Origin of the sequence: Pseudomonas sp. R4-34-07 (assembly GCF_003852375.1) — a bacterium.
In the GTDB taxonomy this organism is placed as follows: domain Bacteria; phylum Pseudomonadota; class Gammaproteobacteria; order Pseudomonadales; family Pseudomonadaceae; genus Aquipseudomonas.
Window position 1 is genome coordinate 3162390 of record NZ_CP027760.1, and the last position, 24941, is coordinate 3187330.

Annotated in this window: 25 protein-coding genes, 1 tRNA gene and 5 pseudogenes; 15 read left to right on the forward strand and 16 right to left on the reverse strand. The window is 59.3% G+C overall.

Annotated features, from left to right (window positions below; translation table 11 throughout):
- Positions 1–18 precede the first annotated feature (18 nt).
- Positions 19–711 (reverse strand): tellurite resistance TerB family protein, encoded by a 693-nt coding sequence (locus tag C4J85_RS14440; RefSeq protein WP_124410001.1) that lies wholly within the window; start codon positions 709–711, stop codon positions 19–21.
- A gap of 125 nt (positions 712–836) precedes the next feature.
- Between C4J85_RS14440 and C4J85_RS14445 the strand changes: the two genes are divergently transcribed.
- Entirely contained in the window at positions 837–1364 is a 528-nt protein-coding gene (locus C4J85_RS14445; RefSeq protein WP_124410002.1) for a DinB family protein, read from the forward strand.
- Between the two features lie 151 nt (positions 1365–1515).
- A tRNA-Leu gene (locus tag C4J85_RS14450) sits at positions 1516–1602 on the forward strand.
- Positions 1603–1943: 341 nt separating this feature from the next.
- On the opposite strand, the pseudogene C4J85_RS14455 reads toward C4J85_RS14450, so the two are convergent.
- Positions 1944–2183 (reverse strand): annotated as a pseudogene (locus C4J85_RS14455) (hypothetical protein); the annotation flags it as partial.
- An 80-nt stretch (positions 2184–2263) separates the two neighbouring features.
- Between C4J85_RS14455 and C4J85_RS14460 the strand changes: the two are divergent.
- Positions 2264–2665: a hypothetical protein gene (locus C4J85_RS14460; protein ID WP_124410003.1), complete on the forward strand. Its 402-nt coding sequence runs from the start codon at positions 2264–2266 to the stop codon at positions 2663–2665.
- 26 nt (positions 2666–2691) lie between these two features.
- Here the strand turns inward: C4J85_RS14460 and C4J85_RS14465 are convergent, their stop codons facing one another.
- Positions 2692–2946 (reverse strand): hypothetical protein, encoded by a 255-nt coding sequence (locus C4J85_RS14465; protein ID WP_124410004.1) that lies wholly within the window; start codon positions 2944–2946, stop codon positions 2692–2694.
- Between the two features lie 118 nt (positions 2947–3064).
- On the opposite strand from C4J85_RS14465, the gene C4J85_RS14470 reads away from it, so the two are divergent.
- Complete coding sequence (locus C4J85_RS14470) at positions 3065–3511, forward strand: lipoprotein (RefSeq protein WP_124367156.1); 447 nt, start codon at positions 3065–3067, stop codon at positions 3509–3511.
- 106 nt (positions 3512–3617) lie between these two features.
- Positions 3618–3983, forward strand: a complete 366-nt coding sequence (locus tag C4J85_RS14475; RefSeq protein WP_124367157.1) for a hypothetical protein — start codon at positions 3618–3620, stop codon at positions 3981–3983.
- Between the two features lie 9 nt (positions 3984–3992).
- Here C4J85_RS14475 and C4J85_RS14480 read toward each other — a convergent pair whose 3' ends face one another.
- Both C4J85_RS14480 and C4J85_RS14485 read right to left on the reverse strand, forming a co-directional pair.
- On the reverse strand, positions 3993–4295 hold the full coding sequence (locus C4J85_RS14480; RefSeq protein WP_256657774.1) for a hypothetical protein: 303 nt from the start codon (positions 4293–4295) through the stop codon (positions 3993–3995).
- Between the two features lie 13 nt (positions 4296–4308).
- The gene (locus C4J85_RS14485) at positions 4309–4584 is read right to left on the reverse strand and encodes a hypothetical protein (protein ID WP_124362997.1); all 276 of its coding nucleotides are present in this window, start codon (positions 4582–4584) and stop codon (positions 4309–4311) included.
- A gap of 43 nt (positions 4585–4627) precedes the next feature.
- Between C4J85_RS14485 and C4J85_RS27840 the strand changes: the two are divergent.
- Together C4J85_RS27840 and C4J85_RS14495 are read left to right on the forward strand one after the other, a co-directional pair.
- Positions 4628–4783: pseudogene (locus C4J85_RS27840) on the forward strand (integrase); the annotation flags it as partial.
- A gap of 357 nt (positions 4784–5140) precedes the next feature.
- Positions 5141–5317: a DUF3606 domain-containing protein gene (locus tag C4J85_RS14495; RefSeq protein ID WP_124367159.1), complete on the forward strand. Its 177-nt coding sequence runs from the start codon at positions 5141–5143 to the stop codon at positions 5315–5317.
- Positions 5318–5414: 97 nt separating this feature from the next.
- Here C4J85_RS14495 and C4J85_RS14500 read toward each other — a convergent pair whose 3' ends face one another.
- Positions 5415–6467, reverse strand: coding sequence for a D-isomer specific 2-hydroxyacid dehydrogenase family protein (locus C4J85_RS14500; RefSeq protein WP_124410005.1), 1053 nt, complete (start codon positions 6465–6467; stop codon positions 5415–5417).
- A gap of 151 nt (positions 6468–6618) precedes the next feature.
- Positions 6619–6867, reverse strand: a pseudogene (locus C4J85_RS14505) (winged helix-turn-helix transcriptional regulator); the annotation flags it as partial.
- Positions 6868–6962: 95 nt separating this feature from the next.
- Here C4J85_RS14505 and C4J85_RS14510 point away from each other — a divergent pair.
- Positions 6963–7336: pseudogene (locus tag C4J85_RS14510) on the forward strand (NmrA family NAD(P)-binding protein); the annotation flags it as partial.
- 68 nt (positions 7337–7404) lie between these two features.
- On the opposite strand, the gene C4J85_RS14515 reads toward C4J85_RS14510, so the two are convergent.
- The 7 genes and pseudogenes from C4J85_RS14515 to C4J85_RS14550 form a co-directional block, all read right to left on the reverse strand.
- Positions 7405–8094: a hypothetical protein gene (locus C4J85_RS14515; RefSeq protein ID WP_124410006.1), complete on the reverse strand. Its 690-nt coding sequence runs from the start codon at positions 8092–8094 to the stop codon at positions 7405–7407.
- A 152-nt stretch (positions 8095–8246) separates the two neighbouring features.
- Positions 8247–8582: a hypothetical protein gene (locus C4J85_RS14520; protein WP_124410007.1), complete on the reverse strand. Its 336-nt coding sequence runs from the start codon at positions 8580–8582 to the stop codon at positions 8247–8249.
- 550 nt (positions 8583–9132) lie between these two features.
- A complete protein-coding gene (locus C4J85_RS14525; RefSeq protein ID WP_256657775.1) occupies positions 9133–9603 on the reverse strand; it encodes a hypothetical protein in 471 nt (156 codons plus the stop codon).
- Entirely contained in the window at positions 9584–9766 is a 183-nt protein-coding gene (locus C4J85_RS28030; RefSeq protein ID WP_124410008.1) for a polymorphic toxin type 24 domain-containing protein, read from the reverse strand. Before C4J85_RS28030 ends, C4J85_RS14525 begins: the two co-directional genes overlap by 20 nt.
- 403 nt (positions 9767–10169) lie before the next feature.
- Positions 10170–10367, reverse strand: a complete 198-nt coding sequence (locus C4J85_RS14540; protein ID WP_124404309.1) for a hypothetical protein — start codon at positions 10365–10367, stop codon at positions 10170–10172.
- Positions 10368–10500: 133 nt separating this feature from the next.
- Positions 10501–10809 (reverse strand): annotated as a pseudogene (locus C4J85_RS14545) (ShlB/FhaC/HecB family hemolysin secretion/activation protein); the annotation flags it as partial.
- Between the two features lie 161 nt (positions 10810–10970).
- Positions 10971–11429: an Hsp20 family protein gene (locus C4J85_RS14550; protein WP_124363001.1), complete on the reverse strand. Its 459-nt coding sequence runs from the start codon at positions 11427–11429 to the stop codon at positions 10971–10973.
- Between the two features lie 230 nt (positions 11430–11659).
- On the opposite strand from C4J85_RS14550, the gene C4J85_RS14555 reads away from it, so the two are divergent.
- Positions 11660–12088: a hypothetical protein gene (locus tag C4J85_RS14555; protein ID WP_124410009.1), complete on the forward strand. Its 429-nt coding sequence runs from the start codon at positions 11660–11662 to the stop codon at positions 12086–12088.
- A 56-nt stretch (positions 12089–12144) separates the two neighbouring features.
- Here the strand turns inward: C4J85_RS14555 and treS are convergent, their stop codons facing one another.
- Both treS and C4J85_RS14565 read right to left on the reverse strand, forming a co-directional pair.
- Entirely contained in the window at positions 12145–14208 is a 2064-nt protein-coding gene (treS, locus tag C4J85_RS14560) for a maltose alpha-D-glucosyltransferase (protein WP_124404310.1), read from the reverse strand.
- 255 nt (positions 14209–14463) lie between these two features.
- The gene (locus C4J85_RS14565) at positions 14464–15252 is read right to left on the reverse strand and encodes an AraC family transcriptional regulator (protein WP_124411193.1); all 789 of its coding nucleotides are present in this window, start codon (positions 15250–15252) and stop codon (positions 14464–14466) included.
- A gap of 187 nt (positions 15253–15439) precedes the next feature.
- On the opposite strand from C4J85_RS14565, the gene C4J85_RS14570 reads away from it, so the two are divergent.
- The 6 genes from C4J85_RS14570 (at position 15440) to C4J85_RS14595 (ending at position 24818) form a co-directional block, all read left to right on the forward strand.
- Positions 15440–17065, forward strand: coding sequence for an APC family permease (locus C4J85_RS14570; RefSeq protein ID WP_124410010.1), 1626 nt, complete (start codon positions 15440–15442; stop codon positions 17063–17065).
- An 11-nt stretch (positions 17066–17076) separates the two neighbouring features.
- A complete protein-coding gene (locus C4J85_RS14575) occupies positions 17077–18003 on the forward strand; it encodes a 4-hydroxyproline epimerase (protein WP_124410011.1) in 927 nt (308 codons plus the stop codon).
- Positions 18004–18040: 37 nt separating this feature from the next.
- Entirely contained in the window at positions 18041–18988 is a 948-nt protein-coding gene (locus C4J85_RS14580; RefSeq protein WP_124410012.1) for a dihydrodipicolinate synthase family protein, read from the forward strand.
- Between the two features lie 146 nt (positions 18989–19134).
- The gene (locus tag C4J85_RS14585; protein ID WP_124410013.1) at positions 19135–20706 is read left to right on the forward strand and encodes an aldehyde dehydrogenase (NADP(+)); all 1572 of its coding nucleotides are present in this window, start codon (positions 19135–19137) and stop codon (positions 20704–20706) included.
- 3 nt (positions 20707–20709) lie between these two features.
- Positions 20710–21969, forward strand: a complete 1260-nt coding sequence (locus tag C4J85_RS14590) for an FAD-binding oxidoreductase (protein ID WP_124410014.1) — start codon at positions 20710–20712, stop codon at positions 21967–21969.
- A 221-nt stretch (positions 21970–22190) separates the two neighbouring features.
- Complete coding sequence (locus C4J85_RS14595) at positions 22191–24818, forward strand: LuxR C-terminal-related transcriptional regulator (RefSeq protein ID WP_256657776.1); 2628 nt, start codon at positions 22191–22193, stop codon at positions 24816–24818.
- The last annotated feature ends 123 nt before the right edge of the window (positions 24819–24941 follow it).

Here is a 24941-nt window from a genome sequence, read left to right on the forward strand (position 1 = left end):
GGGCGCGACGGTGAGGTTTCAGGCCTTGGTCTGCCGCTCCAGCTGCACTTGCAACTGCGCATCGATTTGCAACTGAGCGGCTAAATCGTCGAGGTAATTGCGCTCCGCGTCCTGCTGGTCATCCACCAACATGACGCTGGCCAGATACACCTCGGCCGCAAGCGCCGGGTCGCTGGCGAACTCGGCGAAATCCGCCGCATCCAGAGGCTTGGCGACTTCAGCGTCGAACCACTCCTGCAATTGCGGGTCATCGGTATGCTTGCCCAGCTCATCGGAGATCAACTGCTGCTCTTTCGCATCGATCCGGCCATCGGCCTTTGCGGCAGCGATCAGTGCGCGCAACACGGCGTGGCTGTGCGCTTCGATTTGCGCGCCCGACAGCTGATCGGCCGTCTGAAAGGCCTGCTGCGGCTGGCTCGCCTGTTGGCTCTGCCAGGCCTGATACGCCTTGTAGGCCATCATCCCGAGAGAAGCCAACGCGGCATAGTTCATACCACCGGCGCGCCCTTGCGCCGGGCGCGTTGCCGCGCCACCGCCCAACATGCCTCCCAGCCCACCCAATAGTCCACCCAGGCCGCCGCCGGCCGAAGCATTGCCGGCGCTGGTGCCTTTGAGCAGACCGCCAAGCAGACCGCCCAACCCGCCGCCCGAAGAAGCCCCGCCCTGCCCTGCGCCGCGCAACAGTTGTTCCAGTAGATCGCTGGTATTCATGGTGTCGCCCTCCAGGGCGCATAGTGGCGTTAAATCAACCTTAGTCCGCCGCTGATGGAACACCATGACCGCCGGGCGGGCAAGCTTTATGATGGCGCCACTCCGCCATTCGAGAGGACGCATCGGTGAACCGCATTGAGCACATCAGGTTGATGGCCAGCTACAACCAATGGATGAATCGCAAGGTCTACGAAGCCGCCGGCAAGCTGACAGACGCGGCGTTGGTTGCGAACCGACAAGCGTTTTTCGGCTCGATCCTTGGCACCCTGAATCACCTGGTGCTGGGCGACACGGTCTGGCTCAAGCGCTTTGCCGAGCACCCGGCAGGCTTTTCCGCGTTGCTCCCCCTGAGCGCCATCGCCACACCCGTCGACCTGAGGCAGCTGGCGTTCGCAGACATACGCGAACTCTCGGCCCAGCGTGCCTGGCTGGATCAACTGATCCTCAATTGGGCCGACAGCCTGCAGGAAACCGACCTGGACCAGCGTTTGCGCTACCACACCATGCGCGGTGCAGCGGCTGAGAAACCGTTCTTCGGCCTGCTGATGCATTTTTTCAATCACCAGACACATCATCGTGGCCAGGTGACCACGCTGTTGAGCCAGGCCGGGATGGATGTAGGCGATACTGATCTACTGGCGTTGTTCGACTGAGAGCGGCATTGATCTTGCCCATCGTGTTTTTCTTGTAGATCACTGATCTGGCAGGTTTTTTCGGATAACTGTTTGTGCAGGAAAGCGTGCATCGAGGTTGCGTCGAAGCCGCTGGATCTATATATTCGCAACCCTGCTGCACCGCGCTACCGCCCGAATGGCGAAACTGGTAGACGCATGGGACTTAAAATCCCCCGCTCGTAAGGGCGTCCCGGTTCGATTCCGGGTTCGGGCACCATAGATATCAAGGGCTTGCCAGGGAAACCTGAGCAGGCCCTTATCTTTTCTGCTGCGCAATTTTAGAGTCCGCTCCGCAATTCCCTTCCTTCGGCGTCCTGCCGACCTATCTCCCTATTCATAATTTGCCTACTACTTTGTTCACTCCACGGAGGAACACTGATGCCGAGCACAGATCTACTCCCTTCCCTGCTTTTCAAACTCTACGAGAATCAACTCGCCAGCGAAGCCGCCATTTTGGAGCTGTCGAATTGGGTTGCCCGGCAAGGTTCTGCCGACATGGTCGGACTGCTCGACCCGGCCGCCAGCCTTCGCCATTTCATCCAGGCTCGTTTTTGCCCGAATTGCATCGGCCGAGTCAATCTTGACGCCGAGCTGCTTGTTGAAGCTCGACGACGCCCACATGATGCGAATGTCTGCATCCAGTAGGTGGGCATGGTCTTCGTTGTGAATGCTGCCTGTGTCGGCGAGGATCTCGGCCTGGAGCCATTCCCACACCTCAGAGGCTGGTGTCAGGCGGATGCCGAAGTGGGCTTGGTCAGACAGCTCAAGTATTGAGGGCGGAGGGAATGGCCTATCCATGGGGCACCTTGAGCTTGTAATAGTCGCGACTTGCCGGTTATAAGTCGCCCGATAACGTTACAGAGTTCAAGGTGTAGGAAATGGATAACCTGATAAAGCTGCGTATCGGACTGACAATTGCGGCGGTTGTCGGGCTTGTACCAATCACCATCCTCTTCGCGGTCGGCGTAGTGGCGTTCTTTATTCCGCTCATTTTTGTCGCCAAGAGTCCTCCGCTTGGGACGCTAGCACTTATAGGCGCAGCAATCGTCTCGGCATTCGCGATATGGTCGGCATGGAAGATCTATGCACTTTCAATGGCAGCGGCACCCGTTGTAAGCAACTCACACTTGCTGGCATCGGGAGCAGTGATTGCAATGATTTGGGGTATGGTCCTCGCGTACTGGACGCGCGATCTGCCCGAACTCACATACATATTTCTTATGCCAGGAATAGTCTCGAGCTCCATGCTCGCCCTTACATTGAAAAGAGCGAAGGCTTGAGGCGGGCGGCGAGCTGGATCAGCAATTTATCCTTCTGAATTTTCCAGCAGCACATCATTCAGCTTCTGCTCGCCCAGGCGCATCGCACCGAGACATTGCAGGTCGTCGCACTTAGGACCGAGGCCGAACACCGTCACCTCTCCCTTGGCGCCGATCATGGTCAGCGCACCCACGGTGCATTCGGGATGCTCACCCGCATCGAGGTCGTCGGCGATCTTGCGCAGGGTCTTGGCGGCGTCGCGACAGTCTTCCCGCTTGAACTCCAGCAATTTGACGGTCATTCGGGCCACCATGAATTTGTTGATCTACAAGCTGCGCGCCAGCATGATCTAACGTTCCGATCCGTAAAAAACGTGACCAGACTGCCTGGCACTACACCAGTCAAAGGATACTGACCTAATGAAGTCAATGCTCACCGCTGCAGCGCTAATATCTGCGACGACTCTTATTGCAGCCTGTCAGAGTGGGCCATACACCCCGCCGGAGCCTAAAACTGAAGTACCGACTACCAAAATGAGCGTTGGCAACTTCATTTCACCAAAAGCGTGTACGAGTGGCACAAATACTCTGAATGGCAAATTGATTGGAGCCAGCCTATGTATCCGATCGCAGAAATATGAAGTCTTCGGCGGCCCAGATATCACCCTGAGCTTCAATCGTGAGCTCGTTACGGTGCTTACCCCTGAGGAAGCGGTCAAAGGGTTCAGAGCTACAAAATACGGCGTCACTGCTTCATTCAAGTGCGAAGAAATCCCGAAAAAAGACACCGATGAAGGGCGCTCTTATCATTGCTCCTACGATGCAAGCAATCTTCCTTTGATCAGGGCTGATATCACATTTCCATAGCCGAGCATGACACCCAATCTCGCGCCACGATTTAGCGCATTCGAAAACGTGGCGCGGATGAGCCGGGTCTACTCCGCTGAATTTGATTTTATGAGACTTCAACACCATGCACGGACGCTTGTATCTCATCGCGTTACTTCTCGCTGGCCCCGCACTGGCATCGGAGCCATCCCGCTACAGCTACGACGAAGCCCCTACTGACGGCTACATGTACGCCGTTAGGTATAAACAGGCCAAGCTGGCTTGTGAATCGCTGCCTGATGACCTTGAAGCGGACTATGCGAAAGCGATGCGCCTTACCAAAGAAGCCAACCCCGAATTTGAGCGAACTTTCGTCAAAGGCTTAGCGGCAGATCTTAGGTGGCGCAAACCAGCGACGCCCGAAGATCAGCATTTGGAGTGCGATCAAAGTCAGCATGCACTGCGCGTGACGGTAAGCCTCGCCCGCCAGTGGTTTCCAGGGGCATGGTAGGCGCTTGTATTATTTGGTCCGCCGCTCGACACCATCATGCGCGAGTTCGCAGCTCAGCGTCCGACATAGCCAGACCTTCACCCGCTGCCAGTACGTGACCATGAAGATGTGCCGGGCACCGGCCATAGCCAGGGATACGTGTAGCGTCAGGCCGGCGGCGGTCGGGCCGAAGAAGATATTCTGGCTACGCACCGACACAACGAAACCGGTGATGGCGATCGTGGTGTAGATCAGCTTCCCAAGATCGCCACCCTCTGGTTCGCCTACGTCTGCATCTGAGGGGCGGAATTTATGGCTGTAGACGACAGCCATCCTGAAGCCTTCGTCATTTCCTTGGAAATAGACATCTTAGAGCAACCGCAAGAGCCGCCGCTAAGAAGGAGGCAGCAATTTTCGAAGAGGAATGAATCACATTGAGAAAATCACCGAAGGTCGCCGTCTCCGGATCAGCTTTCAGGAGAAATAATACGATGAAGCCAAGATAACAGCCTAGAGCACACCCTAAAAACGCCTTCATTTCAGATCGCGCGAAAGCGATGGAGCGTTGAGTTAACAAAGCACCACTGTGGGCGGCACTTCTTAGCGACTCGTTGAAATTCATAGGCTGGTTCCTTCCATTGATTGTTGGCGGACCAATAGTAAATCAGATGCGCGACTCGCGCGCTAAGGCAGGTACCGACAAGGCAGAGTCGAGCGGTGACATTTTGCAAGCTCGTGATCAGCTCGGGCACACCACCGTGGTCATGGCCGAGAACTACATTCGCAAAAGGATCGGCAAAAAGGTCACGCCGACGAGGTGAGTTCTGCACCGCAATCATTTTCTCCCCCTTGAAAACAAAGAACTGCAAGGGGTATTAAGAGAACGCATAGCGGTGCAGAATTGACGCTATGTCATTGTTTTAAACGATTACATTGCGGACTTAAAAACCCCGCTCGTAAGGGCGTCCCGGTTCAATTCCGGGTTCGGGCACCATAGATATCAATGGCTTGCCAGGGAAACCTGAGCAGGCCCTTATCTTTTGTGCTGCGCAATTACCCTTCTCCGGCGCTCTGCCGATCGATTGACTCCCACAGAAAATCAACCGAACTACGCACGCATCCCAAGGTTCTATCAGGAGATGCCTGGACATTTCCAGGCCAACCGCATGGAGCTGAACATGTCTGATGATCTGAAAAACCGTGGCCCGCAAGACCGTGCCCGAGTGAACACCTCCGAAGCCTGGGAGTTGAAACATTGGACAAAAGAGTTTGGTGTGACCGAGCAGCAGCTCAAGGAGGCAGTAAAAGCTGTAGGTCCAATGGTCGAGGACGTGCGTAAAAAACTCGGCAAATGAGAGTGGTGACGCCCACCTGCAGCATCAACTGAAGCCGCACCTGTTGCGGCTTCAGTCGTTGGCCTTTGCACGATGTGCCTTCCTTGTGGCCTGTCGGTTAACCCGTGTTTGCAGCACTGAATGCGTGGATCTCCTCGACGATCTGGCGTGATGCCATCCTGATTGCCGTGGTGGTATTGCCGGCGATATGCGGCGTCAGTTGCGCGTTGGGAATACCGATCAAGGGCGAGTCGAACCGGTCTTTTTCCAAGACAAAGGTATCGATGGCGACCGCCTTGATATGCCTGGGAAACTGACTCATGAAGGCCGCCAACTGATGTTCGTCGACGATTCCGCCGCGAGCGGTATTGATGAGGATTGAACCTTGGCGCATCTGCCGGAACTCGGCAGTGCCGAACAAGCCTCGGGTCAACGTGGTGAGCGGTACGTGGATCGAGACGATGTCCGCCTCGGCCAGTAACTGCGCAAGGCCTGCCCGTCGATCAAGCTCAAGACTGCGCGCCACCGCTTCGGTAAATCGCTGGGACCCAGTGGCGATCACCTTGATGCCCAGCGCTGCAGCCTTGCGTGCCACTTGCCGGGCAATGTTGCCGGTGCCCACCAGCCCAAGCGTAAGTTCGGCGTATTCGGGGGTGGGTGCCAAGGTGCCTTTTGCCCAGTGAGCGTTGTGCGTTTCGGCGTTGTAGTAATCCAGCTCGCGAGACAGAAACAGCGTCTGCGCCACGACGTATTCGGCAACGGCGGCCGCGTTGGAGCCCGGCGTGTTGAGTATCGCCACGCCGCACTGCTCGCACTCAAGCCGATCAATGTGATTGACTCCCGTACCGGCCTGGGCGATGGCGCGCAGTGGTGTGGCCAGCTCAGGCGAGGTGGCGGCGCGGATCAGACTGGCGCCGAAAGGGATGTTCAGGCGCGTCTTGAACACGTCGTAACCCCCGGCCCGACTCACGGCAGCAATAAACGCAGGCTCGTCATGGCAGTTGATCTCGGCGTATTGAATGCGCGTGTTGTAGTGCTGCCGGATGCGGTCTTTGTCCGCGAAATAGTGCAGGTTGAGGGTGACGGCCAGGCCCAGCTCAAGAAAGCGATCGACTTCCTCAAACAGTAGCGGCGGGCCGGGGGCATCCAGTATCAGGGTGGTAAATGCCATACAGTTGATCCTCTCGGAGGGGCGTGCCCTCTTCGGTCAAATCGAATGTCAACCTGAACATCTCCAAACTACTCATTCAATTACTCAGGCACGTTTGAATCGGCCGGAATCGGCGTGGGGATTTGCCATGAAGTTTTTTTTACCGTCCTGACTTTCGTAAGTGCAGACCATCGCGCTCAAGGGAACGTAGCGTCTTCGTCAACATCCGCTGAGTCACGCCGACCATCTGCCTTTTTATCTCAGCGTGGCGCAACTTACCGTACACACCCAAGGCATGCAGGATGCCCAATGACCAGCGGCTGCCCGCGTGAGCGAGGACTTCCCGCCTGACGCCATCATCCTCCTCTCTAAGCGTCCGGCAGATAGCCTCGGCCTGCCTCAGCGCCTTCTGATCGGTCATTTCTTTCCCTGGTATCACACGTGTGCCTTCTTATAAGCGCTGCCAAATCGTGCAAGCATTTGCTCATCGTACAGGCATCAATCTCAGGAGACACCATGACCGAAGTGAACCCGCTACCTCCCCGATCTATTCTCGTTCTAGGCGCCGGTGAACTTGGCCTTCCAGTGTTGAGCAACCTCGCGCGGGTGGCATCGCGCGCGCCTGGTTCCACCGTCAGCGTCCTGCTGAGGAGTCGACCATCAACACTCAGGCGCCGGAGAAAGAGCGGGAAACCGATGAGCTTCGTCGCCTGGGCGTCCAAATGGTCGCTGCGGACCTGGTGAAGGATTCAATCGAGCAGCTTGCTGAAGTGTTCGTACGCTTCGACGCGCTGATAGGCTGCGCAGGCATGGTCGCGGGCCGAGAAACGCCGATGAAATTGGCTAGCGCAGCACTCAAGTCCGGCGTGAAGCGCTACTTCCCCTGGCAATCACCAATGGTCCACCCGTTCTTGTACAAACTGGGTGCTACCTGTGGCCTACCGAAGATGAATGCTGTTTAGTCCAGCAAATTCCTCACCGACGTAGGGGAGCCAATAGAGACAAAGCCCCTTTCACTATCATCGAACTCACCAACCCGTTTAAAAACAAGCCCCCCAGCTTGAATAAAATAACCGAAGAGACTCAAGTCTTCTGATAATTCTCCAGACCATCCAACGTTAAGAATCCGTTGAACGTCAAAGTCCTCAGGCAACGCAATAATATATGAACAGCGCTCATCCAAAAGCGCATCGACTGCGGGTTCCACAGACAATTTTGACAAGCACACAGCTCCAAAAAATTTCAGCCTACTGTCAGAATCTATCACCACTTCTTGCACACAGCAGCCGTCTGTAATTTCGACTCCCCGGGCTTTTAACGCCCCCCATAGCTTTCGGTGTCGAACAATTTTTGTGTCTGGCTGCCAAGCGGAATTACCTAAAAACAACCACAAATTATATTTGGGCATTCGCCGTTCGAAAATTTCATAGATAAAATTCAGTACACAGACTAACGAATCGCGTGATGATCCTGAAACCAAAAAACTCGCCGCCGAAAGTATTCCATGTGGATGCTCCTGAGCATAACCGAGATTAATTACTTCGTTGCGAACTGAAATATCAGAAGTGCTCAAAACGTTTAGTTCAATATCGCAAAGGGTGGTGCAGATTCGCATTCTTGGCTGCTGCCCGGTAGCTGTCATGTGCATTTATACTCATCTTGGCGGGTGACCCTTTCGAAAATCAAACTTTTTACAGCTACCGCGCTTCATGCCCACCAACCAATTCAGGCCAAGAGTCTGTGAATAGGCACTTCCATATCCCGCCAATAGCTTCCAATAAGCAACGTATCTTCTGATTATCAAAACAGCTCTATCTCCATAAATCGCAGCACCTCTACGGGGTCTCGCTCAATAATGCCAATATAATGCTTATACTCATTCACTAGTAGCGGGTAGCCCATCACACAGCTGATTTTAAACACATCAAAAAGAGACTTGTAGTCAGGGTGCGACTGAGTAATACAAAACTCCCAGCCTGCTGGAACTAGCATCAACCAAACGAAATAGACTGCTAGGAACCCAAAAAGGTGGTTGCTCAGGAGCCCGCACCAAAAAATCCACTCGGTCAAAAATGAATAGAAGAGCATATACCACGTAACTCTCCCCAACACACAAAGGAGAATAGTCAGTTTCATCCACCTCACCTAAATAGCGCTCCCTGGGTGGAATAGCGCTACCGAGATTAGTTCGGCAAAAGGCAAGCATATGTTTACTCGCTTAAATTTGAAGTCATCAATTGCTCCAGCAATGGAGTTTCTTACATAGTGAATTTCGATTCCATTGATGTTTTGCGCCGATTTCACCCAGCCATCAGTTGCCGGCCATCGAGCATCAGTCATCGGAACGGGCAGCGAACGACCTGCAGCAGGATTTGAAATAGCCTGCTCGTTGCAAGTTTTCATTCAAATTAGCAGACGTGGATCTCCCCGTCGAACCCAAGCCCAACGGCTTGTTCATTATAGGGGGTATTCCAGCGCCTTTTGCATCATTGGCATGTAGGAGGTTATCAGCGTCAGTGTTAGCTTCCTCATAGAACCAGGAAAAGGGACAGATTTATTTTTTTAGCTTTTTGAAATCCCAGAACTTAATCAAATAAATTTGTCACTTTTTCCTTGTGCCCCTGCTATTATTGCCGCTACAGGTTGACCAATAGCTTTACTCGCTTTGATTGCACCTTTTTCACTGTCAAGCCACTTGCCAAAAAGTAACTACCGGTCCGTAATCCTGATCAGAGTTAGAAATATCTACAGTAAATTTTCTTCCAGGAAACTTATCACTCAAAACTAACCTCCACGATAACGCCACCGCCACCGCCAGCTGCTCAAAAACTCTATCATCAACATCCTCAGAGCACCCTTCGAAAACATCATATAAATGAGTGTGATTAATCATTTTCTCAGTTGCTTGCAAGTCGCCACCAAATTGCTTGAGCCAACATTCAAAAACATTACCATCATATTTATTTTCTAAAAATACTCCATCTCCAACCACAACAAAATCAGGGAAAAATAGCTTGCACGACAACAGCACGTCCTCAGGATGACACTTACTACTTATATAAGAAAACTCGTCAATCGTGTCTTTTTCCACCCACTCCGACTTCCAGGACTCATAACGAGCCAAGCCGACCAAAGGATTAATTGTGTTGATTTTCATTATGGAATCTCGTCCGTTTAGCGGGCCTGGGTGCTAGTTTTGTCGAGGGCGACTGAACTCTTATCGTCCCATCAGGTAATTCATTTCTCCCGTGCTCGACCACATCGGGCGTTGATACATTTGCATGTGCCGCTCCAGTAACGTCGACTCTCTTAACAATCATCCCTTTGAGTCATATACCGCATAGCTGGTAATGTTCCCCTGATTATCTGCTCTATACAACGTCCCATTTGCCGGCCCGCCATCAGCTTAAAACGCCCGCTTATCTGGGTTGCGCCTTGTAGCGGACCGCCCGCAAGGTTGCCTGCACTGCGTGGGCCTGGAATCTATTACTTTTGTACCATTTACAAAAATCTCCCCCCCGCCTTATACCTAAAGACTTAACCTCCCCGAGCACAGCATCAATCAAAAACTCGGTGGCGACAACATACTCATCGCCATGCAGGATGCTATCAGCGTCAGCTTTAGCTTCCTCATGAAACTGCTTCATGGTTTCAACGGGACGGTCTGTCAGCTTAGCAGCCAGCTCGATCGCTGCAGATTCCTTGATTTAATCATGACTCTTGTCACTGACTGAATTCGCAATTAAACAAGACACATACACCATTCTCCTTTCCCACCAAGCTTATTGGCTTTTTATTCATCCCACCATCAGTCGAAAGTTCAACCATGAGACTTTGATCCTCAAAAGACTGTAACTCCTCAATTAGCTCGGCAATGGTTTTTCCACGGGTAATCCATTCGGGTGTTTTTTTGTCGTTCATGTCAATCGCCTATACGTTTCATACTCGCGTCAAAAGTCCCAGCCTCGTCTCCTTCGAGCCAAGCGCCTCAACCGCCGGCCTGCTAGAACTTGCATGATTGGCCTCGGCCTGGGAACGGTATTCAGTTTCGGTGTAACTGTGGTTTGATCAGACGCGTGCGCTCAGCCTCGCTCAGCGCTTCGGCACCGCCCAGCTCGAGGGTTCTGATCGGGAAGCAGCGGGTGTCGACGGGGGTGGCCGGTGCTGCTGTCGCAGCGGACTTGCCCGGCAGGTCTTTGAGTTCGTCGATGCGCCGTTGCTGCTGTTCGAGCAAACGGTCCTGGCGGTCGCGAATCAGGTCGGTGATGCCCGGCGTGTTCTGCGCCGTCGCGGCTTGCACCCACCCGGCGGTGCTCAAGCAAACTATAACGGACAGGCCGCCCAGACGTATCGAACGCCACATGTCTAGATCCCTCTATGTGGCTCAGTGCCACCAACGGGCGCGGATCTTAAAGTGGCATTTTGATGGCGTCAATTAAATGTAGAAATTTGTTTCGCTGGTCAGCCCTGTGCGATTCAAACAAAAAAGGCGCTCCGTAGAGCGCCTTCTTACCGCCGATTGCGTTACTGCAAACTCACCTGACGCAACTCAGGCTTTGCCTCGCTACCAATCGTGATGCGTTTGGGTTTGGCCTCTTCAGGCACCTCGCGCAGCAGGTCGATGCTCAGCAAGCCGTTGTTCAGAGATGCGCCACGCACTTCGATGTGGTCCGCCAGGCGGAACGACAGCCGGAACGCACGTTGGGCGATGCCCTGGTGCAGGTAAGCGACCTTCTCGTCGGTTTCGCGTTTTCCGCCGGAAACCGTCAGAACGCCTCGTTCGACCTGGATATCCAGATCCTCCTCGGTCAGGCCAGCCACTGCAATGACAATCCGGTAGGCGTCATCACCGTGCTTTTCCACGTTATGAGGTGGATAGGAATTCGGAGCCTCGCTGCGCAGCGCCGACTCGAACAGGTCATTGAAGCGGTCAAAGCCCACCGATTGACGGAACAGTGGGGCCAACGAAAGGGTAGTAGCCATTTTAAAATCTCCTGAGTTTCTCCAAGTGATTTAGTACACGACCCGTCTTCGGCATCGCGTGATCAAAAATTTATGGACGCACAAAAAGAATTCAAGAGGGCTGAGAAAAAATTTTTATCTGGTGGATACCTCTATCGCGAGAACTGCGACGTCACCGCTTGTGCTCTAATCTCAACACTAGGCGTGCTTTAACCCGTGAGCGCCTGAGACAGCCCTTGAGGTATAAAAAAATGAAAATAACTCTCCCTGCCCTCGCGTTGGGCGTCCTGATCTCCCAAGGCGCCATGGCCGCCGGGGATGGCACTGCCGCCCTGGGCGGTGGTGTCGGCGGCGTGCTGGGCAATGTGGTGGGCCAGCAACTGGGTGGTTCGACCGGCGCGGCCATCGGCGCCGGTGTAGGTGGCGCAGCCGGCGGTGCGGTGGGCGCGCAGAAAGGCAATCGCACGGAAGCAGCGCTTGGCGGCGGGGTCGGGGCTGCAGGGGGGTCGGTTATCGGTAACCACCTGGGCGGCAGTACCGGTTCGACCATCGGCGCAGGCCTGGGTGGCGCCGCCGGTGGCGCGGTAGGCAACAACTTGGCGGATGACGAGAGCAGCCATCGCTCCGACGGCCGCAAGCACAACGGCAACAAGCATAAACACAAGAACAAGCACCGTTGATCTGACGCTGCCCGGGCTGAACGACGCTGAGCGCCGTTCAGCCCGGCCTGCCAGCCTTACATCGGCGTACTGCTGACCACGCGCAACGCCAGCCCTTCATACGCATCCAGCGTAATCGTGAACGTCCCCTCTTCCGTCAGGTCCCCTTCCACCCGCTCATTGATGATGTCCACCACCGGCCCCGGTGCGATGTTGGGCAGGTGCAGGGATTCGGTAATCGGCGTGGCGCCGAAGTTCAGCGCGGTGATCTGGGTGCCCTTACCCGCCGGCAATTCGTGAACCATGACCAGCAGGCCTGGGTGCTCCACATCCGGGATCAGGATCTGGCGGCTGGCGGCGATGTCGTAGGCGCGGCGCACGCCGAGAATTTTCTGCAGTTGCGAGGCGAATGAGTCCGGGTCCTGCAACTGGCTGTTCAGGCTGCCATACAGGCTTCTGGAACGCGGCATCTGCCCGGCCGAGAGCTCGGCGTCGGGGTTGAGGTCGACCAGGTCGTAGGCGCCACGATGAATCCAGCGCGTGTCGCCATCGGCCATCAGGTGCGCGACTTCTTCGGCGGCCAACGGCAGCGCGCCCACCAGGTCCCAACCCGATAGCGCAAACACCCCAGGCTGCATGGCGTTGTACATCACTAGCAGCAAATGAATCTGGCGAATCTGCTGGATATCGGCTGCGGTGATGGCCTCCAGGTCACGAATGCCGAGGGCGGCGGTAATGATGCTGGCGGTGGTACAGGACACACCGTTGGTGACGAACTTGAGGTTATACGGCGCGTGTTCACCGGTCAGGCGTTCGTACATCTGCTCGCGGATATGCTCGCGCAGGATGTTGCCGGGGAAGGTCTGGCCCTGGAACATAAAGCTGTCATGGGCATGCAGCGTCCAGAAGTGCACCAGCTCCAGGGTCAGTTCATCGTGGTTTTGCAGCGCGTGAATCAGCGAGCCAGGGTCGATGCCGAGGCTGTGCATCTGGCGCAGCATCAGGCGCAGGAATTCAGTGTCGCCCATCAGCAACGCGTGCTGGTAGGCCGGCCGGGTGATGAAGTCATAGGACAGGTCGGCGCCGCCATGGGACATGGAAGCGATGTCGTCCACGGTGAGGTTGAGTTCCTGGAAACTGAAACCGCCGGCCTTGCGGATCGCCCCACCGAGCAACTGGTTGCCGGTGATCGACAGCGGATGGCTTTCCGACCAGGCGCTGCCGTCGAGCTTGCGCTCCACGCCGAGGAAGCCGTTGGCGTCCAGGCGCAGGATCTTCGCGCCCATCACGTCGATAGCGTGCAGCGCGTCGCCGATGATCATCTGCTGGGCGGCGAAGGATGGATCGAGCCAGTTCAGCGACGGCTGCCCTTCCTTGAAGTAATGCAGGTACACCCAGCGGCGCGGCTTGCCGTCGACACCCACCACCACCGGCGTGGCGCTCCAGTCGGTTTCCTTGACGCCGGGCTCGAAGAAAATCACCCGCTGCAATTGGCCGACGATGTAGTGCTTGTCGCGCAGCGCATCCACCTGCGGCGGGCTTAGGTTCTGCGCGTCGCGGCCCTCGGCGACATCCGGCAGCAACGGCCAGTCTTCTTCGCGGATTTCGACCATGTGATACAGGCCGGGATAGTCTTCATAGGCCATTTCCGCCAGGCGAAAATCCGCGCCCTTGCCAGTGTGCGAGGGGATCACGTCGTCGATGATCACCGCGTTGTGCGCGGCGGCCATGCGTGTCAGCGCCTGCAACTGCGCCTCGGTGCCCAGTTGTGGGTCGATGTCGAAGCTGATGCGGTCGAAGTTGCCGTCGATGGTCGGCGTATGTTCGGTACCGGACAAACCGCCGGATTTCTTCAACGGCCCGTTGTGAATGCCCTGGATGCCGATCTTCGACAGCACATGCCACAGGGTTTCGTCGCCCAGCGCTTCCAGCACCGTGCCGTCTTCGCGGGTCACGATCGATGCCGGATACGCCGTGAACCACACCGAGGACAGGGCCGACGCATCACGCGGCCGGGTTTGCGCAAAGGGCTGCTGCCACATCCGCCCCTGCCCCGAATAGAGTTTGGCCCGCTGGCGCGCCGCGTGCAGCATGGAGCCTTGCACCAGCCAATTCACATGATCGTTGTCCGCCGCCGTCATAAGCCTGATACCTGTGGTCGTGAAAGGTTACTCGTACGCATAGGAGCGACGCGCGGGGCGATTCGTTGCATTGAGATGCAGATTCAACTGTGGGAGGGGGCTTGCTGATCGTCCCCACGCTCTGCGTGGGAATGCCTCCTGGGACGCTCCGCGTCCCGCCGACCGCTGCACCTGGGAGCGACTGCGCATAGGTGACGCAGAGCGTCACGGGCTGCATCCCCACGCGGGAGCGTGGGAACGATCGTCAATCCACCGCTATCGGGAGCAAGCCCCCTCCCACACTGGATGCGTCGCCTGGCGGTACTGCCTGGGCGTGAACCCCGTCGACGCCTTGAACTGCCGGGTAAACGCGCTGTGGTCGGTGTACCCGCACTGCAACGCCACGTCGGTGATTGGCAGCGTGGTATGCAGCAATCGGTGGGCATGCTCCAGCCGCACCTTCTGGATCATCTGCCGGGGCGTGAGGTGGAACACGCGCTTGCAGTAGCGCTCCAGCTGCGCCACGGAAATGCCCGCAATGCGCGTCAGCTCGCCGAGGGTGACACGGCGGTTGAAGTGCGCGCGGATATGCGCGTCCACTGCCGCCAGGCGCTGGTAGGCCGGGTGGGTTTCGCTGGCCGATTGCAGGTCGACCGAGATACCGGCCAGGCCGATGATGGTGCCGCTATCGCTATACAGCGGCCATTTGTGCGTGAGGCACCAGCCGGGTTCGCGGCTGCCGTACAGGTGCAGCTCAAGCTGGTCCTCCAGGACGAAACCCTGTTGCAGCACCCGTCGGTCCTGCTCGGTATAGCCAGGCCCCAGTTGCGCGGGGAACACTTCGGCGCTGGTCTTGCCCAGCAGCGGTTGCAGCTGCCGCAGGCCGCAGCGCTGCACCAGGGTGCGGTTGGCGAGCACGTAGCGGGCGTCGATGTCCTTGATGAAAATCGCCGCGTTGGGGATCACGTCCAGCAATGGCAACAGCTGCGCGGCACCCGTCAGCAGTTGCTCGATGCTGTGGGGGCGGCTGCCCTGCAAGAGACTCGCAAGCACGTTCTGCACCATGACATTCATCGCCCGTTTCTGACCCCGACGCCGAGCAGAGTGCCCCATGCCCGGCACGCTGTCGAGCGCCGGCGATTGTGCTGAATTCGTCATCCATCCCCACAAAAAACATCAATCGCCGTGGGTTTATCGGGCTCACGATAGGGCCCCTGCATGCCTATCCAATAACTCACAAGAAGGCGCCGCTATGTCAGGCCAAGGCAAGTTCAAGAAACAGCTGTCATTGATGGACCTCACCTTTATCGGGTTGGGTGCCATCTTCGGTTCGGGTTGGTTATTCGCCGCCAGTCATGTGTCTGCAATCGCCGGTCCCGCCGGGATTATTTCCTGGCTCATCGGCGGCTTCGCCGTGCTGCTGCTGGGCATTGTCTACTGCGAACTCGGCGCCGCCCTGCCCCGTGCCGGTGGCGTGGTGCGTTACCCGGTGTATTCCCATGGCCCGCTGTTGGGTTACCTGATGGGGTTTATCACGCTGATCGCGTTTTCCAGCCTGGTGGCGATCGAGGTCGTCGCCTCGCGCCAATACGCTGGGGCGTGGTTTCCCGAGCTGACCAAGGCCGGCTCCAGCGACCCCACCACCCTCGGCTGGCTGGTGCAATTCGCCTTACTGTGCCTGTTCTTCCTCCTCAACTACCGCAGCGTGAAGACCTTCGCCATCGCCAATAACCTGGTGAGCGTGTTCAAGTTCATCGTGCCGCTGCTGGTGATCGGCGTGTTGTTCACCTTTTTCAAGCCGGCGAATTTCCAGGTGCAGGGCTTTGCGCCGTTCGGGCTGTCGGGCATCGAGATGGCGGTGTCGGCCGGCGGGGTGATCTTCGCTTACCTGGGGCTGACGCCGATCATTTCGGTGGCCAGTGAAGTGAAGAACCCGCAACGTACGATTCCGATTGCATTGATCCTTTCGGTACTGCTGTCGACGGCAATCTACGTGCTGCTGCAAACCGCGTTCCTGGGTGGCGTGCCCACCGAGATGCTTGCCAACGGCTGGGCCGGGATCAGCAAGGAATTGGCGCTGCCCTACCGCGACATCGCCCTGGCGCTCGGCGTGGGCTGGCTGGCTTACCTGGTGGTGGCCGATGCAGTGATCTCCCCCAGCGGCTGCGGCAATATCTACATGAACGCCACCCCGCGCGTGGTGTATGGCTGGGCGCAGACCGGCACGTTTTTCAAGATTTTCACCCGCATCGATGAAAAATCCGGCATCCCGCGCCCGGCCCTGTGGCTGACCTTTGGCCTGTCGGTGTTCTGGACCCTGCCCTTCCCGTCCTGGGAGGCGCTGATCAACGTGGTCTCCGCCGCGCTGATCCTGAGTTACGCCGTGGCCCCGGTCACCGTCGCCGCGCTGCGCCGCAATGCACCGCAGTTGGCGCGCCCGTTCCGGGTCAAGGGCATGGCGGTATTGGGCCCACTGTCGTTCATCATCGCCGCGCTGATCGTGTACTGGTCGGGCTGGAGCACGGTGTCGTGGTTGCTCGGCCTGCAGATCCTGATGTTCGTGGTGTACCTGCTGTGTGCACGCTGGGTGCCCACCGCGCACCTGAACCTCAAGCAACAGGTGCGCTCGTCGGCCTGGCTGATCGGTTTCTATGCGGTGACTATCCTGCTCTCCAAGCTCGGCAGTTTCGGCGGCATCGGCCTTATCAGCCACCCGTTCGACACCGTTGTCGTAGCGGTCTGCGCTCTGGGCATTTACTACTGGGGCGCCGCCACCGGCGTACCGGCCCACCTGGTGCGCCTGGAAAGCGAAGACGATGAAAGCGAAGCCGTCAGTGACGATCGCTACAGCCCACCCCTCTCTGCAGCCACTCACTGATGGAGCCTTGCATGAAACGCCTGCACGTCATCGACTCCCACACCGGCGGCGAACCTACGCGCCTGATCATGAACGGCTTCCCGGCGCTGGCGGGGGCCACTGTCGCCGAGCAACTCGACGACCTGCGCACTCACCACGACCAATGGCGCCGCGCCTGTCTGCTGGAACCGCGCGGCAACGACGTGTTGGTGGGTGCGCTGTATTGCGCGCCGGTCACCCCAGGCGCCACCTGCGGCGTGATCTTTTTCAACAACGCCGGCTACCTCGGCATGTGCGGCCACGGCACCATCGGCCTGGTGGCCTCGCTGCACTACCTGGGGCTGATCGAGCCAGGCGTACACACCCTCGACACCCCGGTTGGCCCGGTGGCGGCTACGCTGCACGACGACGGCACAGTGACCCTGCGCAACGTGCCCGCCTATCGCTATCGCCGGCAGGTCGCGGTGGACGTGCCCGGCCATGGCGCGGTGATGGGTGACATTGCCTGGGGCGGCAACTGGTTCTTCCTGGTGTCCGACCACGGCCAGGCGTTGCAGATGAGCAACGTCGACGCCCTCACCGACTACACCTGGGCCATGCTCAAGGCCCTGGAAGCCCAGGGTATCCATGGCGCAGACGGCGCGCTGATCGACCACATCGAACTGTTCGCCGATGACGCCCATGCCGACAGCTGCAACTTTGTGATGTGCCCCGGCAAGGCCTATGACCGCTCGCCTTGCGGCACCGGCACCAGCGCCAAGCTCGCCTGCCTGGCCGCCGACGGCACACTCAGTCCCGGCGAGCCGTGGGTTCAGGCCGGCATCACCGGCAGCCAGTTCCAGGCCCGCTATGAATGGGACGGCGAACGCATACGCCCGTTCATCACCGGCCGCGCCCACATGACCGCCGACAGCACCTTGCTGATCGACGAGCAAGACCCTTTTGCCTGGGGCATCTGAGCCCCTCTTCCTACTCAAGTACCAAGGAGTCAGCACCATGAGCGACAACATCTTCACCGGCTGCATGCCCGCCCTGATGACGCCCTGCACCCCGGCGCGCACACCCGACTTCGATGCCCTGGTGGCCAAGGGTCGCGAGCTGGTCGATATCGGCATGAGCGCCGTGGTGTATTGCGGCTCCATGGGCGACTGGCCGCTGCTCACCGAAGCCGAGCGCCAGGAAGGCGTGGCGCGCCTGGTGGCCGCCGGCGTACCGACGATTGTGGGCACCGGCGCGGTCAACAGCCGTGAGGCCGTGGCCCACGCCGCGCATGCCGCCAAGGTCGGCGCGCATGGCTTGATGGTGATTCCGCGCGTGCTATCCCGTGGCGCTTCCGCCACCGCACAAAAGGCCCACTTCGCGGCGATCCTCAACGCGGCGCCGAACCTGCCGGCGGTGATCTACAACAGCCCGTATTACGGTTTCGCCACCCGCGCCGAGCTGTTCTTCGAACTGCGCCGCGAGCACCCGAACCTGATCGGTTTCAAGGAATTCGGCGGCGCTGCCGACCTGCGCTACGCAGCGGAAAACATCACCTCCCAGGACGATGACGTGACCCTGATGGTGGGCGTCGATACCCAGGTGGTGCACGGCTTCGTCAATTGCAACGCCACCGGCGCGATCACCGGCATCGGCAACGCATTGCCACGGGAAGTGTTGCAACTGGTGGCATTGAGCAAAAAGGCCGCCAAGGGCGATGCCAAGGCGCGTCGCCAGGCGCGGGAGCTGGAAGCGGCGCTGGCGGTGCTATCGTCGTTCGATGAAGGCTGCGACCTGGTGCTGTATTACAAGCACTTGATGGTCCTCAACGGTGACCAGGGCTATGCCCTGCACTTCAACGCAACCGACGTACTCAGCGACGCGCAGCGCCGCTATGCCGAGCAGCAGTACGCGCTGTTCCGCCAGTGGTACGCCAACTGGTCGGCAGAGCAGAACGTCGATTGATCTGTGTGGCTAGGGAGCTTGCTCCCGTTGGCTGCATAGCAGCCTCCGGCCTTTATTGGGGGGCGCTGCGCACCCCAGCGCAAGCAAGCTTGCTCGCCACAAATGTCTCGCGCCTACTTACTCTTTGTGTTCTACAGGATGACCCCATGACTCTGACGGGCAATATGCTGATCGGCCAGCAATCCCTTTGCGGCACGCGCGAAGCGATCCGGGCCATTGACCCCGCCACCGATATGCCCCTGGAGCCCGCCTATGCCGGCGGCGACAGCCAGCAGGTCGAACAGGCTTGCGCACTGGCGTGGTCCGCTGCTGACGTTTACCGCGAAAGCTCCCTGGCCGCCCGTGCCACGTTTCTCGAGACCATCGCCGACAACGTCGAAGCCCTCGGCGATGCCCTGATCGACCGCGCCGTTGCTGAAACCGGCCTGCCCCGTGCCCGAATCCTGGGCGAACGCGGCCGCACCTGCGGGCAGTTGCGCACCTTTGCCCGCACCGTGCGCCTGGGCGAATGGCTGGATGTGCGGGTGGACCCCGCGCAACCCGAGCGCCAGCCCTTGCCCCGCGCAGACCTGCGCCAACGCCACATTCCCCTGGGTCCGGTGGCGGTGTTTGGCGCCAGCAACTTTCCCCTGGCTTTCTCGGTGGCCGGCGGCGATACCGCGTCGGCGCTCGCTGCCGGTTGCCCGGTGATCGTCAAGGCCCACCCGGCCCACCCCGGCACCAGTGAGCTGGTGGGCCGCGCCATCGCCCAGGCGGTGCAACACTGCGGTTTGCCACACGGGGTGTTTTCACTGCTCTACGACGCTGGGCATGAGGTGGGTACCGCGCTGGTGACCGACCCGCGTATCAAGGCGGTGGGCTTTACCGGTTCGCGCAGCGGCGGCATCGCGTTGTGCCGGGCGGCCCAGGCACGCCCCGAGCCGATCCCGGTGTATGCGGAAATGAGTTCGATCAACCCGGTGTACCTGTTTCCAGCTGCGCTGCAAGCACGCGGCGCGGCGCTGGCCGAGGCTTTTGTCGCCTCACTGACCCAGGGCGCCGGCCAGTTCTGCACCAACCCAGGCCTGGTGATCGCCGTGCAGGGCGCCGCCCTGGAGCGCTTCATCCACAGCGCCAGCGATGCGCTCCAGCGCTGCCCGGCGCGGACCATGCTCACCCCCGGTATCTTCCACGCCTACGAACGCGGCTTAGCCAGTCTGACCCAGCATGCGCGAAGCGCCGCACAGGGCTTAGCGGCGAGCGGACCGAACCAGGGCCAGGCCCAGTTGTTCGTGACCCAGGCCGAGGCGTTCCTGAGCAATCCACACTTGCAAGCCGAAGTCTTCGGCGCGGCCTCGCTGGTGGTGGAATGCCGCGATGCCGAGCAGGTGCGCCAAGTGTCTGAACGCCTGGAAGGCCAACTCACCGCCACCCTGCATCTGGATGAACCTGACCTGCCACAGGCACAGGCGTTGTTGCCGGTGCTGGAGCGCAAGGCCGGTCGCCTGCTGGTCAACGGCTGGCCGACAGGCGTGGAAGTGTGCGACGCCATGGTGCATGGCGGGCCGTTTCCGGCCACCTCGGATGCGCGCAGCACCTCGGTGGGTACGGCGGCGATCCTGCGGTTCCTGCGCCCGGTGTGCTACCAGGACTTCCCGGACGCGTTGCTGCCCGCCGCACTGCAGCAGGGCAACCCGTTGCGGTTGCGCCGCTTGCTCGACGGCCAGAGAGAGGCGTAGACGATGGCCACGCCCAACTCAGCGGATATCGTCGTGGTCGGCGCCGGCATCATCGGCCTCGCCTGTGCCGTGCAATTGGCACGACAAGGACGCCAGGTGCGGGTGATCGACGCGCAGGCGCCCGGGCTGGGCGCCTCCTATGGCAATGCCGGGCACCTGGCGACCGAGCAGGTGTTTCCCATCGCCGACCTGTCGATCCTCAAGCGCTTGCCGGCCATGCTGCTGGACCCCACGGGCCCGCTGCGCCTGGACTGGACCTACCTGCCCCGCGCCCTGCCCTGGTTTATTCGCTTGCTGCTGAACCTGCGGCCGGCGCCCTACCGGCGCAGCGTGGCCGGTATTCGTGCATTGAACGAAGCCAGCCTCGGCGCGTGGCAGCGCTTACTGCACACCATCGGGCAACCCCAGCTGTTACGCGAAGACGGTTCGCTGCTGGTATTTGAGCGCGCCGAATCCCGCGCAGCGCTGGATGCCGTGCAGCAACGCATGATCTCGCAAGGCGTGCCGGTGGCGTTCTGGTCGGCTGAAGCGGTGCACACGGCGGCGCCGCAGTTGAGCGAGGCCATACAGGGCGGCTTGTTTTTCCCCGGTACGGGGCATTTTCTCGACCCGTACACGGTGGTTGGCGCGTTGGTGGACGCGGCCAAGGCCCTGGGCGTGGACTTCCTGCAGCAGCGCGTGCTGGACGCCCGCGTGGACGGCAGCGGCGTGTCACTGCTGACCGATCAAGGCGCAGTCACGGCGCGCCAGGTCCTGATCGCCTGCGGCGCCCACTCGGCGGCGCTGACCGCCGCACTCACCGGCAAACGCGTGCCGCTGGACACCGAGCGCGGCTATCACCTGATGCTGCCCCACGAACACGCGCGCCTGCCCTTCGCCGTCACCTCGCTGGAGCGCAAATTCATCATGACCCCCATGCCCGGCGGCCTGCGCCTGGCCGGCACCGTCGAATTCGCCGGCCTGCAACGCCCGGCGAACATGCAGCGGGCGTGGCAGTTGCATCGCTTGGCCAACGGGCTGTTCCGCCAGCCCTTGAATGCTGACGAAGCCACGCCATGGATGGGTTTCCGGCCATCGCTGCCCGACTCGTTGCCGATCATTGATCGGGTGTGCGATGGCAAGGTATTGCTTGCGTTCGGTCATCAGCATTTGGGGTTGACCCAGGCGGCTGTGACGGCAGAGCTGGTTGGGCGGTTGGCATCAGCTGATGTGGAACAGCCCGACACAGCCTTTATTGCGCCCTATCGCCTCGGGCGATTTTGATACGGCAGCAACTTACGAAAAACGAGGAGAATCCCTACAAAGAGCCGTTGAAGCCTCCGCCGCAGCTTAAAAACAAGGCTTAGCGGGCGGATGAAGGTCACACGCGCTCTGGCGTTGGCCCCATAAACGGCACGTTTAAACATCAAGCAATAATTCAACCCGTGCGCTGGAAACGTTGCTGATAAAACCATAGGCGGGCCCCTCTCCACGAGAACAACGCCGTGAAAACCCCGTCCTCTAACGACTCGATCAGCGCCTGGTGCTGGGTGGGCAAACTGACGCCGCCCCTGACGTTACTGACAACCTTGCCACGCACAGCCTTACTCGACACTTTGCGTATGCGCACCAAAGGCACGTTGGTGTTGGTGGTCGCACCGGCCGGATACGGCAAGACGACACTCTTGATGCAATGGCGACAAGCGTTGCTGGCGAGCACTCCACCGGCATCCGTAGCCTGGTTGTCATTGGACGAAGCTGACGCGGACCCTAATCGTTTCCTGTCTTATCTGATCCTTACCCTGGACCGCGCCGGGTTCGATCTGGGTCACTTGCCACGTCTGGCGCACAACCAATCACTGGACGCACAGCCCAAGCGCACGCTGACCGCCCTGCTTCACGCACTGGCCAGGGAGAACCGCCAGATCACATTGTTTGTCGATGACTATCACGCCGCCGCAAATCGTGATCTTGACCCCCTTGTGCAGGCCCTGCTCGAACAGGCCGCACCTTGGCTGGAATGGGTAGTGTCCGCGCGGATACGTCCGGATTGGCCATTGGCACAGTGGAAGGCCCATGGCTGGGTGCATGAGGTGTCCGCCCAGGCACTGAAACTCACAATGGCCGAGACCGGTGAAATCCTGGGGACCGAGGTTGCGCCTCGCGAACTTCAACATGTTCATGAAATAACCGAAGGGTGGCCGGTGGCTGTGCAACTGGCCCGTCTGTGGCGCGCCGAGGGTGATACATCCATGTATGGCCTGGCGGATTTTAGCGGGCGCATTACCGACATGACCGACTACCTGACAGGGCAAGTGGTACAGCGACTGTCGCCTGAATGTAAGGACCTCCTGCGTGACATGGCACTGCTGGAACGCTTCAATGCCGAACTGGCCAACGCTGTGCGCGGGCGCAGTGACAGCGCACGGTTATTGATGCAGATGGCCCATCTGGACGCCCTCCTCGTGCCACTGGACGCCAAGCGCCAGTGGTTTCGTCACCATCGCCTGCTGCGGGACTTTCTCAAGCAAAGCATCGATGCCGAGGCGGCGCGCACTATCCATTACGCGGCGGCGCAATGGTTCGCTGAAGAACGACACTGGGCAGCGGCAATCGCCCACGCATTGGGCGCATGCGACACACGGCTGGCGGTCGACTTGCTGGTGCGTGCAGGGGGCTGGGAGGTGGTGCTGTACCACGGCATTCGCTACGCCCAAAGCCTGCTGCACTTGTTCGAAGAACATACCCGCAGGACAGAACCCGATCTGCTCCTGCTCCAGGCCTACTTGCACGCCAAACTCGGCGACTACGCCCTCGCCGCTCAATGGCTTGATGAAGCCGGACGTCGGATCAAGGACGCTCCGCGCCTGGCACGCGACTTTCACGTAATCCAGACACTGGCCAACGCCTACGTGGATCAATTTGAGCGCCATCCCTGCACAGACATCGTAGGCGACGGCTCGCTGGCACAGGCCACGCTCGCGTGTGTGCATGCGCTGCAAGCGTTAGTGGAGGGGCAGTTGCCGCAGGCTTTGGAGACCATCCGCGCGGCGCACCTGAAGATGCGCCTGGTCGCCAGCTTGCGCGGCGAACACTATTGCAGGGTGCATGAAGCACAGGTGCTGGCCATCGCGGGCGATGTGCGTGTGTCAGCCAGGACGGTCGATGAAACGTTGGCAATGGCCGACAGGGAGTTCGGCAGCGAAAGTTCTGTACGAGCGCTAGTGGGCTGCCTCAAGGCACAGCATCTGTACTGGCAGGGCTTATGGACCGAGGCAACGCCCTGGTTTCGCGATGGCTGGGTGTCGCTGGAGCACACGGATGGCTGGCTGGATATCGCAGCCGTCACTGCGGAAGTCGCATGGCGTATAGCGTTGAGAAACCTGGGCTTGCAACCGGCCTTGCTGGAGCTTGAGCACGCCAGTCAATTGGCGGCCTCGCGCAACTGGCAACGCCTGGCCCGGTTGGTGCGTACCTGGCGAGTCGATGCGCTGGTACAGAGTGGTTCATTGACCCAGGCGCGCCAAGAGGCGCTGGCGGCCCAATTGGAAAAGGCGGCAGCGAGCCCGGACGACTGGCGCAACCAGGAGGCCGCCACGCTGGCGTTGGCCAGGCTTAACTTCGCGACAGGCGCATCCGGCGTCGCGCTCAATGGTTTACGAGCCGGGGCCAAGGCTCTGCAGGACAAAGGCTTGCAATTGCCCGCCTGGCGCCTGCAACTACTGACCCTCGCAGGCTACGCAAAGGGCCACGCCGTCAGCCAGGATGCAGTCCTGGCGTCCATTCCAGCGTATGTGTTGCCAGGGCTGCTGCTGGAGGCCGGCCCATGCTTACTCACTGCACTGGAAGCGAGCCCCACCACCCGCGCCAACCAGCAGGCAGTTATCACACGCATAAGGGGATGGCGCGCGCACCCTATTCGCCCACGCTCCTCATTCAGCGCCAAGGAAACCCGGATTCTGATCCTGCTTGCCGAAGGGCAATCGAACAAGGCGATCGCCCAGGCCATGGCTATTTCCGAGAACACCGTGAAGTTCCATCTCAAACACGTATTCACCAAGCTCAATGTAGAAAGCCGCACAGCGGCTGTGGCTGCAGCGTTGCGCCTGGGCCTCGTTGCCGCACTTGATTGACCCACCAACCTACCCGGACGGGTAGTCGACCTGCCCTGTGCATCACGCCCTACCCGCCACCCGTGTAGCCGTCTCCCCAGCCGCGCCCCTAGTCTTTTATCAACACCAGCGAGAGGCGTTCTC